Genomic DNA, 20,213 nt, shown 5'->3' with positions numbered 1-20,213 from the left:
TGCCTGACTTGAACCCTCCAAAAAAATCCAAACGGAGCCCGATCCAGATGCTCAAGTCCGTTTTGAAGGTGCTGGCTACTTCCTACGCATTGCTTTTGCTCTTGCTCATCCTTTTCGAGCCAACTTTGCTTTTCCCCGCACCGCAAAGCGATATGGGGGAATGGGACAGCGCACGCTTTGGTGCAACGGAGTGTTATGTTCCTAGCCAGGATGGAGCACGGGTGCATGTCTGGATGTTGGCCCATCCGGCTCCTCGAGGGACTATTCTGTTTGCACATGGCAATGCGCAGCATCTCGGTACCCTGGGGGATACTTTGAATGATTTGCGCCAAAAGTGGGATGCGAACGTGATCGCATTCGACTATCGCGGGTATGGGAAGACGGGTGGCACTCCGAGTGAAAAAGCGATTCGCGAAGACACGGTCGCGGTCGCTCGCTGGTTAAAGCAACAAAAGCCATGGAACGAAGTGCCGGTGATTTGCTTGGGGAGATCGTTGGGTGGGTATGCGGCAGTTATCGCAGCTTCGGAGATCGACGCGGATGGGCTTATTTTGGATCGCACGTTTTCATCGGCTGTCGACGTGGCTGCCGAGAAATATTCCGTGTTCCCCGTCCGATGGTTGATGCGGAATCGGTTTCCAACGAGCCTTCACATTGAGGAGTACCGAGGACCACTCTTGCAGTTGCATGGGGAGAACGACGAAGTCATCCCGTTTCATTCCGGTATGCGGCTACATAGCAAGGCACCGTCGACGGACAAGAATTTCATCCAGCTCGCCCAATTGGGCCACCAACAGGACTGGCCAGAATCCTTTTGGGTTCAAGGATCCAATTGGATCGGAGCGATACGAGCGCGAGCGGAAAGCGAGTGAGCATGGAAAAAGGAGTCTCGGTCCCCTCTCAATCCCGTGGGAGTTTGCCCGGATCTACCAATGGGAGGTGGATCGAAGGGATCGTGGGTGGGATGTCTCTCAAATCGCTGGAGGCATTCTGCCGCCGCTTCGCAACGGGGCTGCGGTCCGGTATCGATATCCTCAAGTTGCTGGAGATGGAATCACGGTTTGGCTCGGCGCGCCACCGAGACGTCGCGCAGCATATGCGGGACGGGATCCTGCGGGGCGAGTCCTTGTCGGGAGCGATGTTGCAACAAGGGGAGTATTTTCCAAAACTGCTCATTCGGATCGTTCGCGCGGGAGAACACTCGGGCCGCGTTGAACATGTCTTTTTGGAAATGGCGAATCACTACGGCGAGCTCAAAAAAGCCCGTTCGCAGTTTCTGAGCCAAGTGACGTTTCCAGTCATCTCGCTCGCGATCGCGTTTTTCGTGATCACCCTGATGATTTATGTGAACGGATTCATGCAAGCCGGGTCTATGAACGACAAGCCGTTTGATCTGACCGGGATTGGGTTGAGAGGTGCCACCGGTGTGATATGGTTCTGGCTGTTTTCCGGTGCCGTCATCGGCACGATCCTGCTCGCATCGTTCGGCATTTGGAAGAATTGGTTTCAATGCCATCGCACCTTGGTTCCCATGGTGAGAAACATACCGGTGATTGGACCCGTCGTCACCAATACGGCACTGGCCCGCTTGTCGATGACTTTGTCCATGATGCTCGGCGCAGGGGTGGACGCCAAACGGACACTACGAGAATCGCTCTTAGCGACGGGCAATCAATATTACACGCAAGGAATTTCTCGGTCTGAGAAAGAAATTGAACTAGGCAAGTCGTTCGCCGAATCCCTCGCCGCGCCAGGACTTCTTCCCGATGAGTTCATTCAAGTCGTCGAGGTCGGGGAGGTCAGCGGCAGCGACAGCGAATCCCTGGAACGCCTCTCTGCAACCTATCGAGAGAAGGCGAGCGCATCGCTTCAACAACTGGCCATCTTCTCAGGGCTCGCGGTCTGGTTTGCGATCGCTGCTATTTTGATCATTGCGATCTTCACGATCTTCTTTCAGATCATGGAAGTTTACACCAACGCCGGAAAGATTTAGTTCACGATGTACGACGTGGTCACCCTTGGCGAAACCATGATTCGTTTCACCCCTCCAGGTTTCTGTCGACTTGGACAAGCCACGATGATGGAGGTCCACGTCGGTGGGAGCGAATCGAACACGGCGATTGGTCTGGCACGTTTAGGGCGAAAGGTGGCATGGCTCTCTCGATTGACCAACAATCCACTCGGTCAACACATCGAGTCGCAGATACGCCTTCATGGCGTTGATACCTCGCGCGTGGTGTGGACCGAGGAGGACCGTGTAGGTCTGTATTTTCTCGAGCCAGGTTCTCCACCTCGCAGCAGTCAAGTGATCTATGACCGAGCGAACTCCGCCTTCTCGCATTTTGACGCCTGCCGATTGCCCATCGAACTGTTTCAGCCTGGTGTGGCGAAGTGGCTGCATGTGACCGGCATTTCGCTAGGGGTGAGCGAGCACGCGTGCAGCTTGACCGAGCGCGCCGTGGAGTTGGCCCGCGAAGCGGGGTGGAAGATCAGTTTCGATGTGAATTATCGCGCCTTGCTTTGGCCACCCGATCGGGCAAAGCGTCAGTTGGACTCTCTTTTTCGATCTGCCGATCTTGTTTTTACGGCAGCTCGCGACTTGAAGAAGCTTTGGGGCATTCAGGTCAGCGAAAGCGAGCCAAGCAGTTTTCAAGATTTGCTGGCGTTGCGATCCGGTCGCACCTCGGTAGTCACCCTGGGCAACTTTGGTGCAGCGGCGTGTTCTGGGCAATCGGACCTTGTCCTCCAATCGATTCAGCCAGTGCAACCGATCGGTCGATTGGGAGGTGGGGACGCGTTTTCAGCCGGTTTTCTTCACAGTTGGCTCGATCGTGAAGATGTAGCGACAGCGCTGCGATGGGCGACGACTGTCGCGACCTTCAAGTACAGCATTCCGGGTGACATCCCGTGGATCGATCGGACGGAGATCGAGCGGGCGCTCGAATCGAACGAAGGGGCTAGGGATATCGTCCGCTAGGTCCGCGATGGATTGGAGGGACAGTAGGGGGAACGCAGCCCCTACCAACTGCCGTTTTGGTATGCGGCGACGGCGAGCTGGTCGCAGCGTTCGTTTTCCGGGTGCCCGCTATGTCCTTTGATGTGGTGGAAGCTGATTTTGTGGATGTTTTTCAGACGGTCCAGTTCCTGCCATAGATCGGCATTCTTGACCTCGACCCATTTGGAACCATCTTTGCGGCGCCATCCGTTCTTTTTCCAGTTAGCCATCCATTCCTTGAGTCCTTTGAGCACGTATTGGCTATCGGCATAGAGGCCGACATGGCAAGGACGGCTGAGCACTTTCAGGCCTTCGATTACGGCCCGAAGCTCCATGCGATTGTTCGTGGTTTCTCGTTCTGCACCCGACCCTTCCCGTTCCTTTTTAGATTGGACGTCTCGCAGAACAAAGGCCCAACCGCCGGGACCCGGGTTTCCGCTGCAGGCGCCGTCGGTATAGAGCTGCACCCGTCTTAACGATTCGGGCTGGGCGTTTTTGGATTCATCGTCAGTGGTCATGAAACGTGGGTTGGTTGCGTCGGGTGAGCGTGCAGGGGAGGAGCATGGTGTCGGTTCGGATTGTACCGTTCGGGGGAAGAATGAAAAAAGGCCGGTCACACAAGGTGACCGGCCTTTCTTATTGGATTCTTTCTCGTTTTCTCGCTCGCTGGTAAACAGATCCAGCGAGTCTCGTAGCGAGTGGATGATCGTTAGCGATTAGCAACCGCAAGCGGGAGCTGCACTGCATCCGCACTCAGCTGCTGCACAGCTGTTGCATCCGCCGTTGCATCGCAAGCCGCGGAGAAGGTTTCGGAGACGGCCGTTGAACAAGCCGCTACCGATTCCTGCGTTTCCGCATGGGTCGCAAGCTGGTGCACAAACCGTTACAGGAACTTCTTCGCAAACAACCTTGGCAACGCATCGGGTGTAGGTGCATGGAACACAGGTCTTGACGCACTTAGCAACCTTGATGGTTTCTTGGTAGCAAACTGGCTTGCAGACGGTGTAAGGAACAGTCTTGGTTCGGCATTCCTTCACGATCTTGCAGGTCGTGTAGGTGTATGGGCAGCTCTTTTGCTCGCAAACCATGTTGCAAACCGTGTAGCAAACGTCCTTGGTTCGTTGCTCGCAAACCATCTTGCAGGTCTTGTAGCAAACGGTCTTTTGTCGGCACTCAGGAACCATCTTGCAGGTGGTGTAGGTGCAAACCTTCGACTTTTGCTCGCATACCATCTTGCAGGTGGTGTAGGTGCAAGTCTTTTGACGGCACTCAGGAACCATCTTGCAGGTGGTGTAGGTGCAAGTCTTTTGACGGCACTCAGGAACCAACTTGCAAACGTTGTACTTGACCGTCTTTTGGCGGCATTCAGGAACGCACTTGGTAACCGTGTAAGGAACAACCTTGGTTGCGCATTCGGTTTCGTAGCGAACGCAGTTGATTTCCTTGGTTTCGCAGGTGGGAACCCAAACCTTCTTGCAAACCTTCTTCGGTGGGCACTGAACGCATTCTACTCGGCAAGCGCCTGGGCAGTAAACGTTTCGGCAGGTTGCAGGATCGAATGTCCAAGTACCTGGTTCGCGAACGGTTCGTCGCACAACAGGACCGGCTACTTCTTCCTCAACTGTGTTCCAGCTTCCACCGCGAACTTGTACCGTTTTGGTGTAGTTCACAGGTTTGGTAACGGTGTAGTTGACGGTTCGCTCACGTGTCTCGGTTACAGGAACCATGACCGTGTAGTTGATGACTTGCTCGCGAGCTTCCATCACCTTGTTCATGACCGTGTAGTTGATCACCTTTTCGTGTGTTTCACGAACAGGCACCATCACCGTGTAGTTCACGACCTTGCTGTGTGTTTCGTACACAGGTCGTTTGACGGTGTAGTTGATCACCTTCTCGTGTGTTTCACGAACAGGAACCATAACTGTGTAGTTCACGACCTTGCTGTGTGTTTCGTACACAGGGCGAGAAACGTTGTACGTTACTTGCTTGGTACGGGTTTCATAGACAGGTCGGCGAACCGTGTAGTTCCGAACACCTTGGTGGGTTTCTCGCACGGGCACATTGACCGTGTAGGAAACTTCTCGTTGGTGTGTTTCTCGCTCGTATCGTACTCGGTTTACGACTTTATCTTCGTAAACGACTTGATTGACCATCTTCGTACCGTTAACCGTTTCCGGTTCGTATACGACTTTACGGACTTTCTTCATGACGGTGTAGGTCGATGGACCCGTCGAGTCCACCACATTACAACCGCAATTTTCGTAGCTTACAGCACCGCCAAAGGCAGCGTGCGAAGCTCCAGCAAAAGCAGACATCATCGCTGCAACTGCTGGCAATGCCCAAAACTTCTTCATTCCCATTCTCCTTGAATGTTGCAATTCCACGCAGGACACATGTATCAGTCGGTGCGAACCAGGGGTCGCTTCTCCAACGTCGCGTAAGGGATGCTTGTTTCCGCTGCACTTGAATCCATTGAACTCGTCAGACCGCCAACAAGGTGCTCGGGCTGATCCCGTCCATGGACGCCCTCGTGACTAGGCGACAACACGATTAGTTGCGGCTCTTCGTGTTGACCTTCTCACTCGGGGCGACTCGTCCCCTCGGAAACGAGGGCGTACTTGACGAGACCGGAGCAATCAGCCTCACCAAGTTCAATGACTCTGTGCGTCAGGAAACAACTCCCCAACAGGCGACATAAATCGACTGGCCAAGAAGGATGGAATAGAAAAAATGCTCAGGCTCGGTAATTTAGACCGACGAGACAAAATAGAGATAGGGAGCAGTCTGTCTTTAACGATTGCAACGAGCTTTCAAACTCGGCTAAAGCGAAAAACGAGCGGCGAGAAGCGAGCGGCGAGTAGCAGGGGCCCAATGTCGAACGGCTCGTCCTCGACCGTTCTTGCACCGAGTACCACCGCTGCTATCGACCAGACCACCTCCCCCTTACGCCGTCTGGGAGAGTTCCGCGGAGGGAGAGATTCTGAACTGGCGCGATGAATTAGGCAGCGCAGATCTGTTGAGGACAACAGATCGACTGTCGAACGTTTCCCTAATTTTGTCCTGAAAGGACTCGAGCCATTAGCCGGGGGTTGAGCGTATGCGACACCCCCGGTGGATTTCCCAAGAATTGAGCATCCCGACGGGATGCAAGCCGCACGCCTGAACATATTCGCGTTGTTCGCCGAGATGCGTTCTATTGCAAGCAGCAAAGCCGATCTCGATCGAGCCGTGGCATTGCTTTAATCCCTTCGGGATAGAAGAAGGGGTGGGGGGGACCGGGGGTATCGCTTGCGCTCAACCCCCGGCTACAAGCTTCGAGCCTTTCAGGATCGACAATGTCGAAGCCGGAAAACCGGGCCTAGCTCAGTCGGTCCAACAATACATCCAACGCAGCGCTTAGCTTTTCGTCGGTGTCGTAATTGCCAGCCGCAATGGCTTCGCGAAGACTCGCTACCTTGTCGGCGCGAAAGACCTCGCCCGCAGCACTGGATCCTTCGACCCCGAGCGCTTCAGGTGAGAGCTCAAGCTGATCGACAGGCATCGATAAACCGGCCTTCGCTTCGCTGTGTGCCGCTTGGATTGCATTCGCTCGCGATGCGCCACGAGCCGCGTCGATGCCAGATAACGAAAAATTGCCTGAAATCTGCATAGTTGTCTTCTCCCCCGAGGCAAATAGAAACGCAGGGTGATCACGATCGATCATGTTCGCTTGGTTTGTTAGAGGACGGACTGCAACCTTGCCAGACAGCGAGGAATACCTCGCACTCGATCCCTATCATCTCGCAGTCCGTGCCGCAGAAGACCATCCATAACGGTCAAGGCGACTTTGCGAAGACATTGCTCTCGAGTAAAAGCCTGAGTCTTATCGTCCTCCACCCACCTCGCTGTGAGCGTTTCTATCTCCCTTCCTTGTATTACGACTGTCGAAACAAATCCTGCGATGCCAATTGTGACTGTTTTGTCACACCTGACATCCCGACAACGTCCATTCTAGGCAAGACTCGTGCCAATTGGAAATGATTCCTTGCATGCTCACCTAAGTACCTCCTTCTTATAGCGATTCGATGCACCCGAGAGCAAGGTTGACTGGGGCGAGATCCCTTCAGGCTTTCCTAGATTGCCCATAATCCCATCCGCGTCCTGTTCTATCCCTAGCATACTCCCATTCTATGAGGGCCATCGCTGACCCACGTGGACATTGGACTGCCATCCCTTACAAATCGCTTCAATCCTGACTCTCTTTCTCCAATCGCGAAAACTCTTCTCAAGTTTCGGGAGAATTTGAGAAATCGGAATTGACCTCGGAGACAACGTGCTCGTATCTTACGACCATCGCAGCCAACGCGATGCGAAAGAACAACTGACTAGTCGATACGTGCCCCAAAGGGCCAGTCGAACCTCCAACGCATGATGCGAAAAGAGGTCGATCTGCTCGATCGGTCCTTGCGAGTCATTACCACGGATGTGTAACGACTCGCTCCAAACCATTGCTCCCGGAAAAGTAGCTTCAAGTCCTCTGCCCCCCTAGGACTCGTTCACTTCCGGGAGCTTTTTTTATGCCTCCGCTTGAGCTATGCTAGCTCTCCTCCTCTCGCCCTCCCCCCGTCAAGGATGCTCTCGGGCTAATTCCGCGCTGGATCGCAATATTCCCTCCAGAATCCTCGCTCCGCGAACCAACCGATGCACCTTTTCCTTCCCCGCTCCCTCCGTCTGCTCTTCCACCCCCGCTTTTTGTTGATTGGGATTCTCGCATGTTGCCATGGGCAAGGGGGAGCCCAAGAACCCGCGGCTAGCGACCCGGCCGCCCAGCAACCCGGCCACTCCGTCCACGCACACTCCTTCAATGAAGGGCCCAGGCAGGCTGCCTATCTGATGACTGGCATGGGGAACTGCCGCTTTCCTATCTCCACCAAAAATCCGATGGCGCAACGTTTCGTCGACCAAGGCGTCTCGCAATTGCACGGGTTCTGGTACTTCGAAGCCGAACGGTCCTTTCGCCAAGCGTCCGCGATAGATCCCGATCACCCGATGCCCTACTGGGGTATGGCCCGCGCCAATATCGAAAACGAGGAACGCTCCCGCGGCTTCATCGAACTGGCCATGAAACGGCTGGACAAGGCTTCGTCGCGTGAACGCCGACTGATCGAAGCTTGGAACGCTCGCGTGAAATCCTCCGACTCGGAAAAAAACGAGAAACGCAAACAAGAGAAAACGGATCGACTCAAAGCCTACGCCGACGCCCTGGAAGGCTTGGTCGAGGACTTTCCCAACGACATCGAACTCAAAGCGATGCTCGTCCTCCAACTCTGGCAGAACAACGGCGCAGGAATCCCCATCCAGAGCCACGCTGCCATCGACGCGATGCTCAGCGATATCTTCCGAACCAACCCACGCCATCCCGCGCACCACTTTCGCATCCACCTGTGGGACTATCGAAAAGAAGAGCTAGCACTCACGGCTGCCGCGGCCTGCGGTCCCAGCGCTCCGGGTATCGCCCATATGTGGCACATGCCAGGCCATACCTACTCGCGGTTGAAGCGTTTCAGCGATGCGGCTTGGCAGCAGGAAGCCTCGGCTCGCGTCGATCATCACCACATGATGCGCGATATGGTCCTACCGGACCAAATCCATAACTATGCTCACAACAACGAATGGCTCATTCGAAGCCTCAATCTGATCGGACGGGTCGAGCCCGCTGTCTCCCTGGCCAAGAACATGATCGAGCTCCCCCGCCACCCCCGCTACAACATGCTCGGCGAAAAAGGGAGCGCTCGATTCGGTCGTGAACGCTTAATCCAAACCTTGACCCAATACCAACAGTGGCAAACCCTTCACGAACTATGCCAGTCTCGCTACTTGCAGGAAACCGATGCTCCCCACTTGGAGAGCGAGAGACTCGGTTTGCTAGCAATCGCCGCGTGCCATTTGGATAGGCAAGAGTCTTACCAAACTTCGGTGGACGCACTCCAATCGATCCAAAACGACCTGACCCAACAACTCCGCACGCTCCCCGAGCCGGTGTCGACAACCATTGATGAAGAGAAGGGAAAGTCGAAGAACCCGAGAAAACCACCTCAGCTGGATGAGCCAGCGCCACCCTCGCGCGATCCGTTCGGGGATGACAATGATCCCCTCGTTGCAAAGCCCATGTCGAAAACCTGGCAAGCGCCGAGCGGAAGCAAGTTGTCCAAAGAAGAGGAAGATGTGTCACGCCGTCGACACGATCTGCGATATCGCAAACAACGAGCCGACTTCTGGCTGAAGGCCGTGCAGGCGCACCGGAATGCCCAGCTTGGAAACTACAAGCAGGCACTTCGAATCTCTCACGAAGTTCGATCGATCGTCACCAACCTGCAACGCGTCGAGTGGCTTGCCAAGGCTTGTGAAACCAAGAACGCTTGGGATCGGATCTCCAAACAAGTGAAAGAGAACCCAAACGAATTCCTTTCGACGGCGCTGGCGATCGAGATTGGGGCAACGATCCCCGAGAAGAAGGACGAGGTGAAAAAACTGCTCGAACAGTTTATTCCCATCGCTCAGTCAGCAGATACCAACCTCCCCCAATGGGCTCGGGTCCAAAGCATTGCAGAGACGATGGGAATGGCGGAGGCGTGGGCAAAACCCGCTCCCATCCCGACAGACATTGGGGAACGCCCCGAGCTCGCCTCGCTTGGACCACTCCGATGGACTCCTCCCAGTGCACCCACTTGGTACGCGACCTCGCATGACGGGGCTGCTATCTCGTCGAAGCAAGTCGCGGGACGTCCCTATATCATGATTCTCTACCTGGGATTCGGCTGCCTCCACTGCGCGGAACAACTCGCTGCATTTTCTCCGCAGGTCGAAGCGTTCGAGAAAATGGGAATCGACGTCATCGGGATAAGCACCGAAACGGTCACCGAACTCAATGCTGGCATTCGGCAATACGACAAAGAAATGAAAATCAGACTACACGCCGATCCTGATCGGGAAGTCTTCCGCTCCTACCGAGCTTTCGATGATTTCGAAGGAACTCCCCTGCACGGTACCTACCTGATCGATGCTCATGGGCGAGTGCAGTGGCATGATATCGGCGCCGATCCCTTCATGAACGTCGAATTCCTCCTCCAAGAATCCAAACGCCTCCTCTCGCTGGGGAAGTAGTAGCGAGGGACCAGAAGCGAGGGACCAGAAGCGAGGGACCAGAGACCAGGGGCGAGGGGAGGTGGGACGGCAGGCTGTGCGTCAACCCTACTCAAATTGGTTAGGTTCGGCTATCATTCGCACGGCTAATTTGGTCCCTTCATCTTCTGGTTCAGTCTTTATGCAATCCCCCGAAAACCCACCGACCCCTACGAAGCATCTGTACATCGAGACGGTCGGCTGCCAGATGAACGTCTTGGACAGCGAGATGGTTGTGGCAGCACTGAGAAAAAAGGGATACGCGTTGACCCAGGATCCGGCCGTCGCCGACGCCATCTTGTTCAATACTTGCTCGGTCCGAGAACACGCGGAAGAAAAGGCCTACAACAATCTGCACCACCTGAAGCACTTGAAGCTGCAGAACCCGAACAAGATCATCGGCGTCATGGGGTGCATGGCCCAGAAGGATCAAAACAGCATTTTCCAGCGGGTCCCCTTTGTCGATTTGGTCGTCGGCCCTGGGCAGCTGCACAAGATCCCGGAGATGATCGAAAAGGCGGAGTTGGGCGAAAAGCAGCAGCTGGCCGTGAGCCTGGGACGACGGGAAGGAAACACCGAAGACATCAAACGGTCTCACGAGACGTTTGACCCACTCCGCGATCCCGAGATGCGCCCCACTCCTTTCCAAGCTTACTTGCGAATTCAAATCGGCTGCGACAAGTTTTGCACCTATTGCATTGTTCCAATGACCCGCGGACCTGAGCAAGGCCGTGCACCGGATCAGATTGTCGAAGAAGCCCGGATCCTCGCGGAACAGGGGGCGAAGGAAATCACGCTCCTCGGGCAAACGGTGAACTCCTACCGTTATGTGGAGGGGGAAAAGGTGACTCGGATTGCGGATCTCCTTGAACGCATCCATCCAATCCCTGGGATCGAGCGGATCAAGTTCGTGACGAACTACCCAAAGGATATGACGCGAGAGCTATTGGAAACCGTTCGGGATCTACCGAAATGTTCCCCGTATCTCCACGTTCCGGCTCAAAGCGGGAGCGACGCAGTCTTGAAGCGAATGAAACGGGGGTACACCATTGCGGACTACTACGAGATGATGGATCGCATCAACGAGATCATCCCCAATCCGTCTGTCTCCAGCGACTTCATCGTCGGCTTCTGTGGCGAGACCGAGGAAGAGTTCCAAATGACCGTCGATTTGGTTAAGCGATGTCGGTTCAAGAACAGTTTCATTTTCCAGTACAGTGTTCGGCCCGGTACCAAGGGGGCAGAACTGTACGAAGACGATGTGCCCGAGGATGTGAAGCACCGCCGCAATTTGGAGTTGCTAGAAGTGCAAAACAAAATCTCGCTCGAGGACAACATGCGGTTCCTTGGGCAAACCGTCGAAGTCCTCGTCGAAGGACCGAGCAAATGGTCTGTTCGCAAAGGGCAGACCGGGGAGTTTCGACAGATGACCGGGCGAACCCATTGCGATCGAATCATCGTGTGGGATGGAAACATGCGACAGACCGGATCGCTACTCCCTGTTCGTGTGACAGACGTCTATGCCTTCACTATGATGGGAGAAGTCGAAACACACGACTACGTCGCCGAACCGGAAGTATTCCAACTGCGATAGGGTATTCCAACTGCGAGAGGTAGGTACCGCTGGTTAGGTCAGTTGGTCAAGGGTTTCTAGTGCCCCGTCGCTGGCGAGCGGCCGATGGATCTATAAATCCATGGGACCTATTGGTCGAACAGGTCCCATGGTTCATGAACGTCCCATTCTGGCTAGTTGGCTGAGACTTTGATGTTATCGATGTAGAATTCCGCATCGGTCGAGTTCCCGAAGATTCCAGGGCTCCCCTGCGAGTTGGGCATGTCATCGGTTCCTTCGATGGTCCAAGCCTCGGGTTCGGCATCCCCCTTCTTCCAGACTTTTCCGCGTAGGATGGCTTTGCCGTCCTTATTTTCCGCGCGGAACTTCATGGTGTACCAAGTATTGGCGCTCCACTCAAAAGGAACTCCGACAGAGAACCGAGTGTCATGGGAGAGCCAAGTCCGAATCTTCAGCTGCTGCGAGCCCTCTAAAGCAAGGGTATATCGCTGAGCATTCAGCCCAAAATCAGGCAACTTGGTCGTCGGTACCTTGTTCTTGGTATCCAACGCATAGAACTCTCCCTCGATGGTGTAGTCGCTCATCTTCGGAAGGCCGATGAAGCCCTGGCTACGTGTTCCCTTAGGGATGGTGCTGATCTTGACCAAGCCATTTCCGCCGCTGGGGAGCTCGGCAGGTTGATGCCGATAGGCTGCTCCGATCCAGTGGTTGGGAATCTTCTTGTCCTCAAAATCGTAGTTCCAGGGAAGAGCTCCGATAACCCGTGCTCGGGCCGTGCTCTTCAATTCCCCAGAACTTGCAACGATTGAAAGGGTAGTTCCACCGGAAACTTCGTCTGGTGCTACGTAGACTTGCCCGTCCGCCACCGTGCCGGCACCGTCCACACTGATTTGCGCGTCGTCGAGCAGCTTGAGATACTGACCGGCTGCGTTGTAGGCGCGAACTTGCAGTTTGGCCTTCTGGCCGGGGACGAGGAGCATCTCGACTGGGCAAACTTGGATGTGTGCCACGGTTGTATCGGTGAGAGGCTCTTCCCTTTTGGGTTCGGGGATAGGATCGATCGCTGGAGCCGCGTCTTTGTTTCCAAAACAATAGAGAGCTCGGCTCGTAGGCAGATACATCTTGCCATTGGACACAGCAAAGGACGTGAAGACCTCGCTCTGGTCGTTCAATCGGAATCGCTGGATATCGACTCCCTTTTCGTTCGGCGTCAGGACTTGGATGATCCCCGAATTCTCGGCGATGAACATCTTTCCTTCCGAAACGATCGGAGAGCCAAACATGACTCGACCGAGTTTGGCCTTCGCTTCGATTTCTCCTGATTTGGCATTCACGCCAATGAGGGCTGCGCCGTCCTCAATGAAGTAGACTCGCTCTCCGATCTTGACCGGGCAACTGCGCGAAACCGTTTTCGCTGGGATCTTCCAAAGGAGTTTGTCTTCGGTGATTTCGCCAGTGGTGTTGCCGTCCAACGCGAAAACAGCACCGAGAACCGTACGATCCGATTCGTTCTGTTCGCCATGACCACAATAAACAATGCCGTTGTCGACCAACGGAGAGACGCTGAATCCCCGAGGTGAAACCTGATACTTCCAAATCACTTTGCCAGTCCGGGGTTGGACGGCATAGAGGGCTCCGTCCGCTGCACCGAAAACCATCGCAGCTTGGCCGTTGAGAACCGTGAAAACAGGAGTGCTGTAAGTCGTGTCCTCAGGACGAGGACGGGTGTTCATCATCCAAATCGGAGCCCCTGTCCTCTTGTCCATGGCGATCAAGCGATGGGCGGGAACAGCGTTTTCACCCCATGATGTCAAAACACCGCTGATGATGACCGTGTCTTCATATACCACAGGGAAATTCGTTCGGCCGCCGTAGGTGGAGAGCATGCCGTACTCTTCCAAGAGGGACTTCTCCCAAATCACTTTGCCCGTGGCACCGTCCAAACACTGGAAGATACAACCGAGGCCCAAAACATAGACTCGGTCCGAATCGGGATCGGCATAGACGCTTGACCAGCCGATTCGCTCCGCGGGCGCATCGGATAAAAAGATATTGTGGATGCTTTCCCAAATCAGCTCTCCGGTCTCCGCGTTCACGCAAACGGTCTTCTCGGCCTCTTGCGGAGTCTCTGGCTTGTGCCGACATACCAAGTACAAGCGTCCGTTCATCACGACCGGCGAGGAACGAGAGGCGAACTCCTCTTTACGCCAGAGGACGGTCTCGCCGTCCGCTTTGAAGGTGGTTGGCAGCCCCTTTTCGGTCGTTTGGCCATTTTGCTGAGGTCCGCGCCATTGGTACCAATCCGACGGCTTTGCCTTGTCCGCCGGTTCATTTGCGATCAACACTCCACCCATGAGAGGGGCAACGGCCAATGTGGAGAGCAACGTCCTTCGAAAGATCGATTTGCAAGTCATGATTTCGAACGAGGGTTCGTGGAGGGGGATGGTGAGATGTGGTCCGGAAATTATAGCAAAGTTCAAAGCGACACGGGGGACCCGTTTTGCGTGGAACTTGAACGGTGAAGGGAACTATGCAGCCCCTTCTCTCGGCAGATCCTGCTTCACCGCGAAATGTCACCAGGTCAAATGACGAACTCTCACATTGAGATACCCACCCCAAGCGATGGAATGCGAATCGCGGTGATGTGCGGCCCCTCCGGCGATCGGTCGCTGCATTTCAGGGGTGCTGTCTCTCTCTCTCATCGAAAGTGGACTATTGCATCGAAAGCGGAACCGACTCGACGGCCTTTTGGTCGGGATGTCCGAATAGGAAACCCAACTCCCTCCGATTCGCAACTGGCATTTCCCCCGGCGTGGCAATTTAGGTAATAACACGATCCACGTGCGAAACTCGTACGACGCACGCAACCCAACCCACTTGTTCACTCGCGCGGAAACACATGGCTCGAATCTTCTGCATCGCTAACCAGAAAGGTGGCGTCGGCAAAACGACGACAGCCATCAACCTGGCTTGGGCGATGGCTACCGCAGGCCAGAAGACTCTCATTGTCGACCTCGATCCCCAGTGCAATGCGACGAGCGGTCTGGGATTCTCACCCGCGCCGCGCCACCCCTTGCTCGTAGACGCTCCGCTCCGAGAAGGGATCTTGAAGACGAACCTAGATAACTTGGAGCTCATGCCAGGCTGCCGATCCTTTCAAGACGTTGATCGCCTCGCAAAAGGTGGTATGTCGCAGGGGGCCTTGCTTCGACAACATCTCGATGCCGGGCTCGGAATCTATGACTCCGTCTTCATTGATTGTCCCCCTTCGCTCGGTGAGCTCACGCAAGCGGCCTTGGCATCCAGTACCGAAGTACTCATGCCTATCCAGTGCGAGTACTACGCCATGGAAGGCCTCACGCAAATGATTCATGTCATCCGCGATGTCATGACCGCGAACTCGGGCAAGCTCACGTTTGGTGGAATCCTGCTCACCATGGTCGACCCCCGATTCGAACTCACACACGAAGTAGATTCCGAAGTTCGGGATTTCTTCGGAGACATAGTTTTTGATACAACGATCCCACGTGACATCGCAATCAGCGAAGCCCCAAGCCACGGGCTGAGTGTGCTAGCATATGCCCCGCGCTCGCATGGAACGCGAGCTTACATCGAACTTTGCATGGAGGTACTAGAACGTGACTAAAGACCGACGACTTGGACGTGGACTCGCTGCCCTTCTCGGAACCCCCGTCGAAGAAGGAGCAGGTGAAATGTCACCCGCTACGATTCCCATGACTGGCTCATCTTCCATGGAGACCGCACGCCCAATTCCTTCCGAGTCGTTGACCACACCCGATAAAGCCTCCCCACGCGCCGATATCATCAAACAATTTGCTTCGGAAGCTCGTGGCCAATCTCCGCGTGGAACTAGTTCACCGATCAGTATTCCGATGTCACCTGTCGCTGCCTCTTCCTCTGCAAAGCCAGCATCGGTGCATCCGGTAGTTAATCATCCTGATGGAGTTCAGCCGCATCAAGGCACGATTGATGTTGCGACCCATTTGATCGATCCCAATCCTTTCCAGCCCCGGCGTCACTTCAATGCTGCCGAGATCGAATCTCTGGCCGAGTCGCTCAAGCAGCATCAACAGTTGCAACCGGTTTTGGTCCGCAAAATTGGAGAGCGCTTTCAGCTCATCTCGGGGGAACGCCGTCTCCGTGCGACCATTCACGCTGGACTTCCTTCCATCCGCGCCGAAGTGCGCGAGGCGGACGACCGGTTGGTCGCAGAACTGGCGATCATCGAAAACCTCCAGCGCAAGGATCTGAACGCGATCGAAAAAGCGATGTCGTTCAAGCGATACATCTCGGAACATAAATGTACCCAAGAAGAGTTGGCGAGCCGCTTGAAAATCGACCGCAGCACGATCGCAAACATGATGCGATTGCTGGAACTTCCTGAAGCGATCACCGATGCCATCCAGCGTGAAGAAATCACCGCAGGGCATGCCAAAGCATTATTGAGTTTAGGAAGCACCAAAGAACAGCACGTTTATCTTCGGCGCATCCTCGATCATGGATGGAGCGTTCGAGAAACGGAACGGCAAGTGGCCGAAGCGGTTGCGAACGCCGAAGCGGCCGAAGAAGGCATTCTGGGGATGGCTCCGCGACGAAGGGCCTCGAAGACGAGCCAACTGCAAGCGCTCGAGAGCGAGCTGAAGATGACGCTTGGGACAAAGGTCGAGATTTCGCAATCCGGTCGTGGAAAGGGGCGCATCACGATCCACTTCACCAGCATCGAAGAATTCGAACGCCTCCGATCCATGCTTGCCACCGATACCAAACGAAAGGCAGCGTAACTGGACCGTCTTGCGTGTTTGTCCACTCTCCCATTTTTTGTCGAACGGTCGCACCTGATCGTTCCATCCCCGTCGAGATCCCCCCTGTCGGTTTGCGCCCTTTGAAGGTCCATTCGAAAAAACCTGTTGGAGCCGTTGGATGAATGCGTTGCCGTGGTCTTGGATGTTCTGGGGATTGGTGGTCTTGATCGCGGTGCGCATGCTCTTGACTCTTACGTTCTCCCTGCGCGATCGTCTTCGGCAGTTGCTTGTCGATCACTACGAGAATGCGAAAGAAGAGCTTCAAAAGAAAGAGAATATCGCGAGGCTCCAAGCAAAAGTTCGCCAGATTCGCGCGCAGCGCGACGATGACTCCGCCGACGCAACTTCCACCCCGGGCATTACCAAAAACGCTCCCGCAAGCGACCAACCTGCCCGCCGCGCCGCCTAACAATCGTCATCTCCAAGTGTCATCTCCAGGCGTGGAATGCCTCACAAATCCACGCCGCCCCCCTCGACCCGACGATCCCCCCGTCGAAGGTCGTCCTCCAACGGTTTTCTATGTCGAACGGTCGTCCTCGACCGTTCAGAATCGCCTAGCGGTTTCCAAAAGTCAGAAATTTCGACGGCCTTCTGGTTCGCGTTCTTTAGGAAGAGTGACCTACGGTGCGAATGCAGTCGAGTACGACGGCTCCCCCCGTCGAACGGCTCGTCCTCGACCGTTCTAGCGCGAAGTACCACCCTACTATCGACCAAGCCACCTCTCCCTCAGGCAGTCTGGGAGAGATTCCTATCTTGCGCGGTGCGTAAGGCGATGCAGATCTGTTGAGGACAACAGGTCGACATTGTCGAACGGCTCGTCCTCGACCGTTCTAGCGCGAAGTACCACCCTACTATCGGCTGAGCCACCTCTCCCTCAGGCTGTCTTGGAAAGTCCCGCACGCAGTCTGGGAGAGATTCCTATCTTGCGCGGTGCGTAAGGCGATGCAGATCTGTTGAGGACAACAGGTCGACATTGTCGAACGGCTCGTCCTCGACCGTTCTAGCGCGAAGTACCACCCTACTATCGGCTGAGCCACCTCTCCCTCAGGCTGTCTTGGAAAGTCCCGCACGCAGTCTGGGAGAGATTCCTATCTTGCGCGGTGCGTAAGGCGATGCAGATCTGTTGAGGACAACAGATCGACGGTGTCGAACGGCTCGTCCTCGACCGTTCTAGCGCGAAGTACCACCCTACTATCGGCTGAGCCACCTCTCCCTCAGGCTGTCTTGGAAAGTCCCGCACGCAGTCTGGGAGAGATTCCTATCTTGCGCGGTGCGTAAGGCGATGCAGATCTGTTGAGGACAACAGATCGACGGTGTCGAACGGCTCGTCCTCGACCGTTCTAGCGCGAAGTACCACCCTACTATCGGCTGAGCCACCTCTCCCTCAGGCTGTCTTGGAAAGTCCCGCACGCAGTCTGGGAGAGATTCCTATCTTGCGCGGTGCGTAAGGCGATGCAGATCTGTTGAGGACAACAGATCGACGGTGTCGAACGGCTCGTCCTCGACCGTTCTAGCGCGAAGTACCACCCTACTATCGGCTGAGCCACCTCTCCCTCAGGCTGTCTTGGAAAGTCCCGCACGCAGTCTGGGAAAGATTCCTATCTTGCGCGGTGCGTTAGGCGATGCAGATCTGTTGAGGACAACAGATCGACGGTGTCGAACGGCTCGTCCTCGACCGTTCTAGCGCGAAGTACCACCCTACTATCGACCAAGCCACCTCTCCCTCAGGCTGTCTTGGAAAGTCCCGCACGCTGTCTGGGAGAGATTCCTATCTTGCGCGGTGCGTTAGGCGATGCAGATCTGTTGAGGACAACAGATCGACATTGTCGAACGGTCGTCCTCGACCGTTCAGGATCGCCTAGTCCTCAAACAAGCGAACGCTTGTTCGTCTTAGCTTGATTTTCGCTGCGCAGCGGTCACCGAGCCAGCAGTGCTGGTCGCTTTTTTTCAATTGCTTGCTCTCCATTGTTTTATTTTATCTGGGTTAGGCGTTGCGGTTACGGTTCGCTTTGGACTTACGATGCCCCAAGCTCTTCTTGCTAGCTCGTTTCCGTGCTAGCGATTCGATGCTACAGATTGAGCACAGCACACAATCGGAAGAATGCTGATGTGTAGTCCGTCCAGTTCAGGAGCCGATGAATCGTTTTCCTGGCATGTCGTAGAATTTGGCATGGCACATGAATGAACACGGACAGAAACGTTTTAAATTCCATTGTTAGGAGCCGTTTCTTTTCTGCTTGATGTTCTTGCTCTTGACCAGTCACCACGGGGGTCAGTAGTGCAGACCAGGATTTTAGGTTCCACGCAATACTCGTTATCACCATATACGCCCAGTTGCTTTCCAAATTGTCCACCGGAGCGCACAGCGATCGAACTCCACCGGAGAGTTGTGCTATCAAATTTTCTTGGTCGCATCGGTCATTGCAGCCAAAAACAATGTCCTCGCTCGATACCGAGGGCATGTCGTTGCTGATGTAAAAGAAGTAGCGGATCTCGTCGATGAGCCGAACATCGCCCTGCTCTTTGGAGACGTTCTTCCGAACAACCACCATTCGATACGTTTTCTCGCAGGCGTTGGGTTGGTATTCGAACTCGGCCACTTCCTCATGTAGTAACTCCAGATGGACGTAATTGCGTTCCCGAATGATTTGGCGTTTGACATTGGTGGGTTTGGTACGAGTTTCATTGGTCTTGTTTTTTGGCAAGGCGCGGGTGAGTTTCTTCCATGCCGACGCATCCAAGTTGTCTGCGATTTCCTTCAGATTCGCTCGCGCCTCATAACCGAACTGGAAGCGTACTCCCAGGGCGTCCCATCCGTCGAGATACTCCGTCTGCGAGAACTTGCAGTCCCCTCGCATTCGAATGCGCCGGAAGCCTCCAGCGATACAAGTGCAGATCGCCTTATCTAAGTAGGCTGCCGCGTTGTGAGCGCTGTGAACCGAACCGCTGCGATTCACAATCGCAAGTACTTCTTTGGTGTTGGCTAAGCTGACCAGCAAAGGGTGGTATCCCCAACTCCCCTTGTACGAGATATCCATTCCTTCTTTGCACTCGGCTGTAGTTGCCACGATAACGCCATCGACATCGATAAGGGCTTGGTCAAAGAACGCATCATCCTGTTGTCTCCATACGTTGATCCTGGCTTCGTTAATAGCTTGCATCAGGGAGTCGATGTCGGATTGATGGAATCGACGGCAGAAATCGCCTGCCGTGGTTGGATCAGGAATCGAATCGGCACCGATCGCATCGAGGAATGTCGAATCGTTTCGAAGACGCTCCAAATGCTCCAGCCTCGTTCCGTTGCATAGAACATTCATAACCATCGCGAGGACGTGGTCGGATTCATGATAAGGAGCATGTGACTTTAAGAGTTGGACACGATGATTGATGGCATCGGTCAATCCGACATGCCCGGCGAGCTTGAGCATGGCGGAGACACCAGCGTAGCTGATGGCATGGGTGCGATCAGCAAGTTCGTATTTGACAGAGTTGGTAGCGAGAACGGGATTCGGATTCGAGATACCACGAGAGAAGCGATTCTCCCTTGCTACTGCGAGCCTTTTCAGGATTTGCTTCTTGCGTGCACCGATACGTTTTGCGAAACTTGACTTCACCTGAAACCCTCCGTGTGTGTGGCTTAATCGATTTGTTGTTACTTCGT

The 20,213-nt window shown here is 54.8% G+C and carries 14 protein-coding genes; 8 read left to right on the top strand and 6 right to left on the bottom strand.

The genetic code is table 11. From position 1 onward, the window contains the following. Positions 1–47: 47 nt before the first annotated feature. Genes VN12_RS06315 through VN12_RS06305 form a run of 3 tightly spaced genes read left to right on the top strand, consistent with a single transcriptional unit; the run spans position 48 to position 2,977 of the window. Positions 48–872 carry an alpha/beta hydrolase gene (locus tag VN12_RS06315; protein ID WP_168164251.1) on the top strand — a complete coding sequence of 275 codons (825 nt, stop codon included), beginning with the start codon at positions 48–50 and terminating at the stop codon, positions 870–872. A 2-nt stretch (positions 873–874) separates the two neighbouring features. Further along, positions 875–1,993 carry a type II secretion system F family protein gene (locus tag VN12_RS06310; RefSeq protein ID WP_146676031.1) on the top strand — a complete coding sequence of 373 codons (1,119 nt, stop codon included), beginning with the start codon at positions 875–877 and terminating at the stop codon, positions 1,991–1,993. A gap of 6 nt (positions 1,994–1,999) precedes the next feature. After that, positions 2,000–2,977, top strand: coding sequence for a sugar kinase (locus VN12_RS06305; protein ID WP_146676030.1), 978 nt, complete (start codon positions 2,000–2,002; stop codon positions 2,975–2,977). 41 nt (positions 2,978–3,018) lie between these two features. On the opposite strand, the gene rnhA is transcribed toward VN12_RS06305, so the two are convergent. From rnhA to VN12_RS25715, 4 genes are all read right to left on the bottom strand, one after another. Next, the gene (gene rnhA / locus VN12_RS06300) at positions 3,019–3,513 is read right to left on the bottom strand and encodes a ribonuclease HI (RefSeq protein ID WP_146676029.1); all 495 of its coding nucleotides are present in this window, start codon (positions 3,511–3,513) and stop codon (positions 3,019–3,021) included. A 198-nt stretch (positions 3,514–3,711) separates the two neighbouring features. Then, positions 3,712–5,349, bottom strand: coding sequence for a hypothetical protein (locus VN12_RS06295; RefSeq protein WP_146676028.1), 1,638 nt, complete (start codon positions 5,347–5,349; stop codon positions 3,712–3,714). Positions 5,350–6,353: 1,004 nt separating this feature from the next. Continuing rightward, entirely contained in the window at positions 6,354–6,698 is a 345-nt protein-coding gene (locus VN12_RS06290) for a flagellar biosynthesis anti-sigma factor FlgM (protein ID WP_146676027.1), read from the bottom strand. 902 nt (positions 6,699–7,600) lie between these two features. Beyond that, entirely contained in the window at positions 7,601–7,825 is a 225-nt protein-coding gene (locus VN12_RS25715; protein ID WP_205855202.1) for a hypothetical protein, read from the bottom strand. Positions 7,826–7,915: 90 nt separating this feature from the next. Here VN12_RS25715 and VN12_RS06285 point away from each other — a divergent pair, with 90 nt between their 5' ends. Together VN12_RS06285 and miaB are read left to right on the top strand one after the other, a co-directional pair. After that, positions 7,916–10,138, top strand: a complete 2,223-nt coding sequence (locus VN12_RS06285) for a peroxiredoxin family protein (RefSeq protein ID WP_168164248.1) — start codon at positions 7,916–7,918, stop codon at positions 10,136–10,138. A 160-nt stretch (positions 10,139–10,298) separates the two neighbouring features. Continuing rightward, on the top strand, positions 10,299–11,750 hold the full coding sequence (gene miaB, locus VN12_RS06280; RefSeq protein ID WP_146676025.1) for a tRNA (N6-isopentenyl adenosine(37)-C2)-methylthiotransferase MiaB: 1,452 nt from the start codon (positions 10,299–10,301) through the stop codon (positions 11,748–11,750). A 152-nt stretch (positions 11,751–11,902) separates the two neighbouring features. On the opposite strand, the gene VN12_RS06275 is transcribed toward miaB, so the two are convergent. Then, positions 11,903–14,143, bottom strand: a complete 2,241-nt coding sequence (locus VN12_RS06275) for a PQQ-binding-like beta-propeller repeat protein (protein ID WP_146676024.1) — start codon at positions 14,141–14,143, stop codon at positions 11,903–11,905. Positions 14,144–14,628: 485 nt separating this feature from the next. Between VN12_RS06275 and VN12_RS06270 the strand changes: the two genes are divergently transcribed. From VN12_RS06270 to VN12_RS06260, 3 genes are all read left to right on the top strand, one after another. Beyond that, entirely contained in the window at positions 14,629–15,375 is a 747-nt protein-coding gene (locus VN12_RS06270) for a ParA family protein (RefSeq protein WP_146676023.1), read from the top strand. Beyond that, positions 15,368–16,531 carry a ParB/RepB/Spo0J family partition protein gene (locus tag VN12_RS06265; protein ID WP_240491336.1) on the top strand — a complete coding sequence of 388 codons (1,164 nt, stop codon included), beginning with the start codon at positions 15,368–15,370 and terminating at the stop codon, positions 16,529–16,531. The genes VN12_RS06270 and VN12_RS06265 overlap by 8 nt, the downstream gene beginning before the upstream one ends. Before the next feature lie 139 nt (positions 16,532–16,670). Further along, on the top strand, positions 16,671–16,961 hold the full coding sequence (locus tag VN12_RS06260; protein ID WP_146676022.1) for a hypothetical protein: 291 nt from the start codon (positions 16,671–16,673) through the stop codon (positions 16,959–16,961). A 1,660-nt stretch (positions 16,962–18,621) separates the two neighbouring features. On the opposite strand, the gene VN12_RS06255 is transcribed toward VN12_RS06260, so the two are convergent. Next, positions 18,622–20,166 (bottom strand): IS1380 family transposase, encoded by a 1,545-nt coding sequence (locus tag VN12_RS06255; protein ID WP_146674927.1) that lies wholly within the window; start codon positions 20,164–20,166, stop codon positions 18,622–18,624. Positions 20,167–20,213: the final 47 nt, after the last annotated feature.

Source organism: Pirellula sp. SH-Sr6A, assembly GCF_001610875.1.
Classification (GTDB): Bacteria; Planctomycetota; Planctomycetia; order Pirellulales; family Pirellulaceae; genus JBKCUI01.
This window is presented reverse-complemented; position numbering and strand designations above follow the sequence as displayed.

Excerpts from the sequence above, each read along its gene's own strand:
- VN12_RS06315 (WP_168164251.1), top strand. The coding sequence starts at position 48 with ATGCTCAAGTCCGTTTTGAAGGTGCTGGCTACTTCCTACGCATTGCTT.
- VN12_RS06285 (WP_168164248.1), top strand. The coding sequence starts at position 7,916 with ATGGCGCAACGTTTCGTCGACCAAGGCGTCTCGCAATTGCACGGGTTC.
- VN12_RS06310 (WP_146676031.1), top strand. The coding sequence starts at position 875 with ATGGAAAAAGGAGTCTCGGTCCCCTCTCAATCCCGTGGGAGTTTGCCC.
- rnhA (WP_146676029.1), bottom strand. The coding sequence starts at position 3,513 with ATGACCACTGACGATGAATCCAAAAACGCCCAGCCCGAATCGTTAAGA.
- VN12_RS06290 (WP_146676027.1), bottom strand. The coding sequence starts at position 6,698 with ATGATCGATCGTGATCACCCTGCGTTTCTATTTGCCTCGGGGGAGAAG.
- VN12_RS06270 (WP_146676023.1), top strand. The coding sequence starts at position 14,629 with ATGGCTCGAATCTTCTGCATCGCTAACCAGAAAGGTGGCGTCGGCAAA.
- VN12_RS06260 (WP_146676022.1), top strand. The coding sequence starts at position 16,671 with ATGAATGCGTTGCCGTGGTCTTGGATGTTCTGGGGATTGGTGGTCTTG.
- VN12_RS06305 (WP_146676030.1), top strand. The coding sequence starts at position 2,000 with ATGTACGACGTGGTCACCCTTGGCGAAACCATGATTCGTTTCACCCCT.
- miaB (WP_146676025.1), top strand. The coding sequence starts at position 10,299 with ATGCAATCCCCCGAAAACCCACCGACCCCTACGAAGCATCTGTACATC.
- VN12_RS06275 (WP_146676024.1), bottom strand. The coding sequence starts at position 14,143 with ATGACTTGCAAATCGATCTTTCGAAGGACGTTGCTCTCCACATTGGCC.
- VN12_RS06295 (WP_146676028.1), bottom strand. The coding sequence starts at position 5,349 with ATGAAGAAGTTTTGGGCATTGCCAGCAGTTGCAGCGATGATGTCTGCT.